Annotated in this window: 1 protein-coding gene; it reads left to right on the top strand. The window is 67.6% G+C overall.

The window, feature by feature from the left end; translation table 11 throughout:
• The coding region (locus GR197_RS31710; protein WP_210255059.1) for a helicase C-terminal domain-containing protein at positions 1–398 on the top strand (398 nt) is incomplete at both ends.

The following is a 398-nucleotide window of genomic DNA, read 5'->3' as shown; positions in this document are numbered from 1 at the left end:
GTACGCCGCGCGTCCGGGCAACTACCTCGGCTTTCTGAGCAGCTTCGATTACTTGCAGCGCGTCGCGGGATCGATGCGCGAACGGCATCCGCAGGTGCCCATCTGGACGCAGGAGCCGCGCATGGACGAGCGCGCGCGCGACGCGTTCCTCGCGCGCTTCGCGACGGGCGGCGCGGGCGTGGGCTTCGCGGTGCTGGGCGGCGCGTTTTCGGAGGGCATCGATCTGGTCGGCGAACGGCTCATCGGCGCGTTCATCGCGACGCTCGGCTTGCCGCAGATGAACGACGTCAACGAACAGATGCGCCGCACCTTCGATGCGCAGTTCGGCAACGGCTACGACTATGCGTATCTGTTTCCGGGCATGCAGAAGGTCGTGCAGGCGGCGGGGCGCGTGATTC

Source organism: Rhizobium phaseoli, assembly GCF_010668805.1.
Classification (GTDB): Bacteria; Pseudomonadota; Alphaproteobacteria; order Rhizobiales; family Rhizobiaceae; genus Rhizobium; species Rhizobium phaseoli_A.
The sequence above is the reverse complement of the archived record's forward strand: the minus strand, read 5'-3'. Positions and strand labels throughout refer to the sequence as shown.